Raw genomic sequence first — 8,314 nt, 5'->3', positions numbered from 1 at the left:
ATGGGAGTGCATGAGCTGTGGTACAGCTCATGATCGAGATATAAACTCAGCTCTAAACATTCTTGCGCTTGGGCATAAGCGTCTAGCTGTAGGAATCACCCTCTTTTAAGGGGGTGAGGATGTCAATGAGATGAATTTTCAGTCTATAATACGGGGCTCTTATTAAAGCTTGGCTCTAGTCGAGATTTACTCTCTCTTACTTTAATCTCTGGAAACATTGCAATGAATGCGGCCGCTTCACAAGACACTCCTCTCGTTGGAATTATCATGGGTTCTCAATCGGATTGGGCAACGCTAGAAAACACTGCCAATATGCTCAAACAGCTTGGCGTCCCATTTGAAGCGGAAGTAGTATCTGCACACCGAACTCCAGATCGATTATTCGAATATGCCGAAACCGCACGTGATCGTGGTATTCAAGTAATTATTGCCGGTGCTGGCGGCGCAGCACATTTGCCAGGCATGTGTGCAGCGAAGACTGACCTACCTGTACTTGGCGTACCGGTAAAATCATCGATTCTAAATGGTGTTGATTCACTGCTTTCAATTGTACAAATGCCTGCAGGGATTGCTGTCGGTACTTTGGCCATTGGCCCAGCGGGTGCAACCAATGCGGCGATCATGGCTGCACAAATTTTAGGTTTAACACGGCCTGAAATCGCAAAAAATGTTGCAGATTTCCGTGCTGCGCAAACCGATAAAGTGGCGAGTAAAAATATTCCGGGTCAAGCTTAATTAAGGGGCATTTCTCATGGATAAAACCATTGGTATTTTTGGTGGTGGCCAGCTTGGTCGTATGATGGCGCAAGCGGCATTACCTTTAAACATTCAATGCACCTTCTTTGAAGCGAGTACCGACTGCCCTTCTGCAGCCCTAGGTCCAGTGATTTCGACCCAAGCTGAAAATGGCTTGCAAGATTTCATTCAGAGTGCAGATGTTTTCAGCTTAGAGTTTGAAAATACCCCGTTAGCAGATGTTGATGTGTTGACCAAGAACAAAGCACTGCACCCGCCGCGTCAAGCTTTAGCGATTGCACAGCATCGTTTGTCTGAAAAAGCCTTGTTTGATGAGTTGGCTATTCCAGTTGCACCCTATAAGGCTGTGACGTCTTTAGAGAGTTTGGAAGCCGCTGTTGCTGAGCTGGGTTTACCCATCGTACTGAAAACATCGCGTGGCGGTTATGATGGTAAAGGCCAATTCGTGCTACGTAGCGCTGAGCAAATGGATCAAGCATGGGCTGAACTGGGCCCTGCTGGTGAATTGATTGCGGAAAGCTTTGTAACCTTCTCACGTGAAGTCTCAATTATTGCGGTGCGTGGTCAAGACGGTGATGTGAAAACATGGCCATTGGCGGAAAACCACCACCACAACGGCATTTTGTCGCATTCGATTGTGCCTGCGCCAAACAGCGCAGACTTACAACCAGTTGCGCAAGACTACATTACTCGCCTGCTCAATCATTTGAATTATGTCGGTGTTTTGACGCTAGAGCTGTTTGTGACAGATAAAGGCTTATATGCCAATGAGATGGCGCCACGTGTGCATAACTCGGGGCATTGGTCGATTGAAGGTGCAGTGTGTTCACAGTTTGAAAACCATATTCGTGCTGTAGCGGGGTTACCTTTAGGTTCGACTGAAGTTGTTCGTCCAACGGTCATGGTGAACATCATTGGCCAACATCCGAAGTCTGAAGATGTATTGGCACTGAATGGCGCGCATTTGCATCTGTATAACAAAACAGAGCGTGAAGGCCGCAAAATCGGTCACATCACTTTAATGCCGAACGATACTGCTGAATTAACAGCTTTATGCCGTGCTTTGGCGAAAATTTTGCCGAATCCACTGGCACTTAGCGAAGATATGACCATTTAAACCTGTGTTTGAATGATAAAAAAGCGGTCATGCACATGGCCGCTTTTTTTATTGCTGTAGTTCGGGCATCATTGCGCCTCTTTGCAAAATCACACCGTTTATCGCTGAAACGATAAGAAATTATTGATCATAAAGTGTTCGTTCGTTTATAAATATTCTGCGTTAATCTTCGTATTATTTTTTGTGTATCAATAGCCTGTGATGTGTGTGAATCAAAATCAAAAATAACCAAAGCGTTTTGAATTCAAAAAATCCTATACGAAAAAAATGAATTCAAAGTTTATGAATTTAAATTTGAAAAATGAATTCATTTCGCCGTGTTTAAATTTAAAATTTGAATTTAAAAGTTGCTCAGACTTATTGGATCTATAGGGAGTATATTTTAAAACCTATAATATTTTGATTATTAATAATAAAAATGAATTTTTACCCCATTTTGCATTTGTGGATAATTTTTTATGCACCTAATTTATCTTTAAATTTAAAAGTTTTGAATTTAAATTTAAACCGGTGTTTGGTTTCTAATGAATTTAAAGTTGGGTTGTGGATAACTACTTTTGAATTCAAATTTTAAAAATGAATTTAAATAAGTAGAAAATATGAATTTAAATTTACGTTTTGAACCTTTAACTTTTGCTTTGAGCTGCTATTGTTAAAGCAACAATTTAAATTCAAAAAAGATCTAGGGTATGAAGCATCACTTAGGATTTGTTTTCGGGACTGCTTTTTTGGCAATAACTCAGGCAAATGCCGAGTTGATTATTAATGGTCAGTCTGTCAATGCGTCGAGCATGCCTGCAACAAGCAGCATTTCACCACAAAATAACTTTCAAGGTTGTTTAGCCAATTTGCGCTCGCAAGCAATGAATGCTGGTGTGAGTGCATCCACTTATGATCGCTATACACAAAATTTAACACCTGATTATTCTGTGATTGAAAAGCTCAACTATCAGCCTGAGTTTTCAACTCCGATTTGGGACTATCTGTCCGGTCTGGTAGATGAAGAGCGTGTACAACTGGGTCAGCAGAAATTGGCGCAGCATCGTGATGTATTAAACCGTGTCGCAGCGGCTTATGGTGTGCCTGCTGAAACCGTGGTCGCGGTTTGGGGTGTGGAGAGTAATTTTGGTGATATTGCGGGTAGCTATCCTTTATTACAGTCATTGGGCACTTTAAGTTGTGAAGGACGCCGTCAAAGCTATTTCCGTGGCGAGTTTTTTGCAGCCATGCGGATTTTGCAGCGTGGTGATTTAAATGAATCTCAATTGAAAGGTTCGTGGGCAGGTGCATTTGGTCATACCCAATTTATGCCGAGTACCTATGAAGAACTGGCCGTGGATTTTGATGGTGATGGCCGCCGTGATTTGGTATCGAGCACCACGGATGCGTTGGCATCTACAGCCAACTTCCTGAAAAAGCGTGGTTGGCAAACTGGTCAGCCGTGGGGCTTTGAAGTCAAAATTCCGGATGGCATGTCGATCAGTAGAGAAAGTCGCCGTAATAAAAAGTCATTAGACAGCTGGATGAATCGTGGTTTGCAGCGTGCCGATGGTACGCCGTTAATTCAAGGTAACCTTTCTAGATCGAGCCAAGCAGGTTTAATGGCACCGGCTGGGGCAAGTGGGCCTGTGTTCTTGGTGTTTAAAAATTTCGATGCAATCTACAGCTATAATGCGGCAGAGAGTTATGCATTAGCGATTGCGCATTTATCCGATCGCTTGCAAGGCAAGGGTGGCTTTAGTACGACATGGCCAACCGATGATCCTGGGACTTCACGTGCGGAACGACGTGAGATTCAACAATTTTTACTTAACCGCGGCTATGACATCGGTAAAGTGGATGGATTAATTGGAGATAAAACCCGTCAAGCCATTCGACAAGAGCAAAATCGACTGGGTTTAAGTCCAACAGGTCGGGCGGGACAGCAGATTTTACGGGCATTTCGTAATGAAAATGCGAAAAATATGATGCGTTAATTCATCAATAATAAAAAGGTCTGCAATTGCAGACCTTTTTTATATGTTTTTGACTCTTAAACCGCAGTGATTGTACCTAAGATACGATAGCCAGCAGCACCCGTCACACTTGGTAAATTTGCACTAAGCTGATTGACAAAGCGCATCGCCAACCAAGCAAAGGCTGTGGCTTCCACCCATGTTGGGCTTAAGCCTAAATCTGCGGTACTTTGCACCGTCCATTCATGTTTACGTAGACGCCAGCGCAGTTGCTCTAATAGGTGCGAATTGTATGCACCACCACCACAGACATAGACTTCACCAGTATCCATGTCAGAACGGTAAATGGCTTTTTTAATGGCACGTGTGGTGAGTTTCATTAAGGTTGCTTGAATGTTTTCTGGCGTATCTTCGAGTTCGTCATATTCGAGATCTCCACGCCAATCGAGAATCTGTTCATCTAACCATTCTAGATTGAAGTCTTCACGACCTGTACTTTTTGGAGGTTCCTTAGAGAAAAACTCATGCGCTTGTAAGCGGTCGAGCAGGCTGCGAATGGGTTGACCATAAGCCGCCCAGTTGCCATTTTCATCATACGGCTGACCAGTATACCGTTCACACCATGCATCCATTAAAATATTTGCAGGGCCTGTATCAAAGCCATAGACATCTTCAGGTTTACCAGCAGGTAACATGCTGACATTGGCAATACCGCCCAAGTTTAAAATCACACGGTGAATGGTGTCATGTTGGAAAAGCGCTTGATGGAACGCAGGAACTAAAGGTGCGCCTTGACCACCCGCAGCCATATCGCGGCGGCGGAAGTCTGAAATCACAGGGATTTTAGTGAGTTCGGTAATAATGTTAGGGTCGCCAATTTGCAGGGTAAAACCATGTTCAGGACGGTGGCGGATGGTTTGTCCATGTGAGCCAATCGCCTTGATTTGACTACGATCTAGCTGATTTTTCTCGATCAATTCATTAATGCCATGACCGATCATTTGAGCTAAAGCAACATCTGCCTTACCCATACGATCAATTTCGTTGTCATCAGGCAAGGTGAGGGCCATCAGTTCATCACGAAGGTCTGGGTCAAAGGGAAGTGTGAGCGTCGCATGAATCTCTAAAGGATCAAAAGAAGCAGCAACAATATCGACACCATCCATGCTTGTGCCGGTCATTACCCCAATGTAGATCGCTGTCATGATGATTCTTAAGCCTGCAATGTGCTGAAAAAGTGTTAGTATATCGCACAAATTGTATAACTGATCTATTTGGATTTTGTGATGTCAAATTTCCTGCCGGCTGAAGAACAACTTGCCCTCATCCAACGAGGCACACATGAGATTATTTCTGAAGAAGATCTTCTTAAGAAATTAAAGCAGAATCGCCCATTAAAAATTAAAGCGGGTTTTGACCCGACTGCACCTGATTTACATTTAGGTCATACGGTTCTGATTAATAAATTAAAAGTTTTCCAAGATTTAGGTCATGAAGTTTACTTCCTGATTGGTGACTATACAGCCATGATCGGTGACCCAACGGGTAAGAGCGCTACGCGTCCACCGTTGTCACGTGAAAAAGTTTTAGAAAATGCTAAAACTTATCAAGAACAAGTATTTAAGATTCTTGACCCTGCGAAAACTAAAGTTGTGTTCAACTCAGAGTGGTTTGGTCAAAAAACTGCTGCTGACTTGATTCAGTTGGCTTCACAGCAAACTGTGGCACGTATGTTGGAACGTGATGACTTCACTAAACGTTATAACAGCCATCAACCGATTGCGATTCACGAATTTTTATATCCATTGGTACAAGGTTATGACTCAGTTGCACTAGAAGCGGATGTAGAGTTAGGTGGTACAGACCAAACCTTTAACTTGCTGATGGGTCGTACATTACAAAGCCGTTATGACCAAGAATCTCAAGTGTGCATTACTGTGCCAATTCTTGAAGGTTTAGACGGCGTAAATAAAATGTCTAAATCTTTGGGTAACTATATTGCTGTATTTGATGCACCGGGTGCGATGTACCAAAAAGTGCTTTCAATGCCAGATGATTTGATCGAACGTTACTTTGACTTGTTGAGCTTTAAATCGATTGAAGAAATTCAACAGTTACTTAAAGAAGTGGCTGAAGGTCGTAATCCACAAGAAGTGAAGAAAATTCTTGCACTTGAATTGGTTGAGCGTTTCCATGGCGCAGAAGCTGCGGCAAATGCGCACAAAGGTGCAGGCAACTTGATTACTGAAGGTGAACTTCCAGAAGGTACACCAGAAGTGACTATTTCTCGTGGCGCATTTGGTGGTGAGATTTTCATTACTTCTATTTTGCGTGAAGCGGGTTTGACTAAAAATGCAGCTCAAGCAAAAGATGCAATTGGTCGTGGCGCGGTGAAAGTGGATTGGGAAGTGGTTGATGCAGGTTATGCTGTGTCAGAAAACAAAACTTTGATCATCCAAGCGAGCAAAAAAGCGATCGCAAAAGTAACTTTTACCGACTAATAAATTCTTGAATTTTTAGTTAAGTTATTGAATTAAAAGCAGGCTTCGGCCTGCTTTTTTTTACCAATTAATATATTAATAATATAAATAAGAAAATTCAAAAAAAACCTTATAAAAACAACACTTAAATTTTGCCAAATGTGTTGCATTTCTTGAATTTTATGTATAAGATTTATTCATCTAGAGAGATATATACCATCTAGAGGGTACATAACGATAACTCCACTTTTTATAAGTCTCTTCCCCAAGGGACTCTTTTTTTAGTGAGTTAACAAATAACTATAATAACTACACGATGGATCGACTAAAGATTCAATTCTAAGGGAAAGATTTTGGGAGAGATCTTTCCCTTTTTTATTTGTAAAATTGAGTTATTCCTTTCAAAAATCACATTTATTTCTGTATTAAAGACTTTAATCGCTCCAGAAAAAAGCCCGATTCAATCGAGCTTTAAAATGTCTTTACTCAGATAGATGTTCATTGAGTTTTATTTTAGGGCTTAGGGCCAAATTGAATGAAGCTTAATTTAGGTAAGATCCGCTTAACTAATGTTCCCACTAAAAGTGCGGTAATAATGGTGCCTTCACGGACTCCGATGACTTGATGTAAGACCAGCCAACTGCTGATAACCGCAATACTGACCAAGAGGATGTCGCCATAGGTTTTACAGTTGCCAAAATCAAGGCGATAACGAACAGCAATGGCTTGATAGAGACCTTCTGCGGCCAAGAGGACTAGACTGGCTTTGACCACTAAGCTCACACCTAAAGCAGTAATCAGGCAACTTGCCAAGCAAGCTAGGAGTTGAAGTGGGTAACTTTCTATGCTCCAGCCTTGGGTCAGCCACATTAAACCGTCAATAAATGCACCAAACAAAATTCCCACGGGTAATTGCAGCCACTGTATCCATTGAAAGCGTGATTTTAAGATCAGCATTTGCAGCAGGATCATGACGATATGCATTAATACTGTTAATGTGCCGACGGTGAGAGGAAAGATATAGCTAAAGCTATAGGGCACCGAGGAAATAGGGGATGTCCCTAAATTTGAATGTATAGAGAGTACGACACCAAAAGCCAAAAATCCTAATCCGCCTAATAGTAAGAATAAGCGTGGAAAAAACTGTGTTGGCATCCTGCACCTAAAAAATAAAAAGAGTGTACGTAAAACGCAGCCTGCGCTCTATGCGTCTAAAGCCCAAAAATAGTGGCTTTTTATGACTGTGATCGTTAATAGTGATTATTCAAATAAAATAGGCTGTATTTTTATCAGCAAAAATGACTAAGCATGTAATTAAAATGATTTTTGCAAAAACAGGCCTTATGGAACAATGGTCAAAAATCAAAAAAGAGCAACAACATGGCGTATTACAATACCGATAATCATGATGAACAGATTGATCGAATCTTGAGATATTTATTTGATCACCAAACCACACAGTATAAGCGAGCATTATTTTGTGAGGCGCAGCAACAATTACATGATTTGGATATCGCAGCACAGTACCAACTATTTGCATTGGTACGAGAACAACTCCCTCGACGTGCCAAGCTGCTATTTTCTGCCGAGGATTTCCGTGGAAAGCAACAAGTCATCTTGGAAGTCATGCAACATTTAGCATTTGAACGTTAAAAAATGCTTGGAAATATAAAAATGCACGCAAAAAAATGTCTATAAAGCTTGAATAGGTGTGATGACAGAAAAAAATGATGTGCTTTGAGGAAGAAAAGTAGACTAATGATCAATAAATAATCAAAGCTACTTTTATTAGATTTAAAAGCGCTGAAAAAGATTTGCTAGATATAAGAAATTTACTTAATTAAATATCGACTATTTGCTAAAAATTTATAAAAAATGCCTCTGTACACGACAAATTTCATAGGATCCTTGTCCTATCAGGCTTTTTCTTTCTTAAAATTGCTAGCACTTTCTTAAATTCTTCTTTTTTTCCAAAACCAATCAAACGTAGAATAGCCATTTGAACA

At 41.1% G+C, this 8,314-nt stretch carries 8 protein-coding genes; 6 read left to right on the top strand and 2 right to left on the bottom strand.

Features of this window, described 5'->3' with window-relative positions:
• The 4 genes from FTU34_RS17020 to FTU34_RS17005 form a co-directional block, all read left to right on the top strand.
• Positions 1-109: zinc ribbon domain-containing protein (locus tag FTU34_RS17020; RefSeq protein WP_179994364.1), on the top strand; the 109-nt coding region annotated here is incomplete at its 5' end.
• A gap of 113 nt (positions 110-222) precedes the next feature.
• Positions 223-735, top strand: a complete 513-nt coding sequence (gene purE, locus FTU34_RS17015) for a 5-(carboxyamino)imidazole ribonucleotide mutase (protein ID WP_078189531.1) — start codon at positions 223-225, stop codon at positions 733-735.
• A gap of 16 nt (positions 736-751) precedes the next feature.
• Complete coding sequence (locus FTU34_RS17010; RefSeq protein WP_168379845.1) at positions 752-1,873, top strand: 5-(carboxyamino)imidazole ribonucleotide synthase; 1,122 nt, start codon at positions 752-754, stop codon at positions 1,871-1,873.
• A gap of 689 nt (positions 1,874-2,562) precedes the next feature.
• On the top strand, positions 2,563-3,849 hold the full coding sequence (locus FTU34_RS17005) for a lytic murein transglycosylase (protein WP_180036247.1): 1,287 nt from the start codon (positions 2,563-2,565) through the stop codon (positions 3,847-3,849).
• Positions 3,850-3,905: 56 nt separating this feature from the next.
• On the opposite strand, the gene FTU34_RS17000 is transcribed toward FTU34_RS17005, so the two are convergent.
• Positions 3,906-5,033 carry an anhydro-N-acetylmuramic acid kinase gene (locus FTU34_RS17000; RefSeq protein WP_078189534.1) on the bottom strand — a complete coding sequence of 376 codons (1,128 nt, stop codon included), beginning with the start codon at positions 5,031-5,033 and terminating at the stop codon, positions 3,906-3,908.
• Between the two features lie 63 nt (positions 5,034-5,096).
• Between FTU34_RS17000 and tyrS the strand changes: the two genes are divergently transcribed.
• Positions 5,097-6,329 (top strand): tyrosine--tRNA ligase, encoded by a 1,233-nt coding sequence (tyrS, locus tag FTU34_RS16995; RefSeq protein WP_171262600.1) that lies wholly within the window; start codon positions 5,097-5,099, stop codon positions 6,327-6,329.
• A 492-nt stretch (positions 6,330-6,821) separates the two neighbouring features.
• Here the strand turns inward: tyrS and FTU34_RS16990 are convergent, their stop codons facing one another.
• On the bottom strand, positions 6,822-7,463 hold the full coding sequence (locus tag FTU34_RS16990; protein WP_162689805.1) for a YitT family protein: 642 nt from the start codon (positions 7,461-7,463) through the stop codon (positions 6,822-6,824).
• Between the two features lie 225 nt (positions 7,464-7,688).
• Between FTU34_RS16990 and FTU34_RS16985 the strand changes: the two genes are divergently transcribed.
• A complete protein-coding gene (locus tag FTU34_RS16985; RefSeq protein WP_111886092.1) occupies positions 7,689-7,961 on the top strand; it encodes a hypothetical protein in 273 nt (90 codons plus the stop codon).
• Positions 7,962-8,314 lie beyond the last annotated feature (353 nt).

Source organism: Acinetobacter sp. YH12094 (assembly GCF_013419295.1).
Lineage (GTDB): Bacteria > Pseudomonadota > Gammaproteobacteria > Pseudomonadales > Moraxellaceae > Acinetobacter > Acinetobacter amyesii.
Note: the sequence above shows the minus strand (reverse complement) of the source record. Positions and strands in the feature narration are given on the sequence as shown.